This is a genomic window from Psychrobacter sp. GW64-MNA-CIBAN-0177 (genome assembly GCF_040309585.1).
Lineage (GTDB): Bacteria > Pseudomonadota > Gammaproteobacteria > Pseudomonadales > Moraxellaceae > Psychrobacter > Psychrobacter okhotskensis.
The window spans coordinates 1-262 of the sequence record NZ_JBEOOY010000344.1 but is presented as its reverse complement, the minus strand read 5'-3'; the positions used below and the strand labels follow the sequence as shown (position 1 = coordinate 262).

The 262-nt window shown below is 49.2% G+C and carries 1 protein-coding gene; it reads left to right on the top strand.

What is annotated here, in order from left to right; genetic code table 11:
• A partial coding sequence (locus AAEY79_RS15375) for an acyl-CoA dehydrogenase family protein (protein ID WP_352289387.1) occupies positions 1–262 on the top strand: 262 nt, incomplete at both ends.

The following is a 262-nucleotide window of genomic DNA, read 5'->3' as shown; positions in this document are numbered from 1 at the left end:
GCTTATGGACTACTTGCCAAAGAGATCGAAGCGGTAGATTCAGGCTATCGTTCTGCCATGAGCGTGCAGTCAAGCTTGGTGATGCATCCGATTCATGAATATGGCACCGAGGAGCAACGTGAGAAGTATTTGCCAAAGCTTGCTACTGGTGAATATATCGGTTGTTTCGGCTTGACTGAACCTGATTCGGGTTCAGATCCTTCTTCTATGTCAACGCGTGCGCGCGCTGTCGATGGCGGCTATGAGCTGACTGGTAATAAGA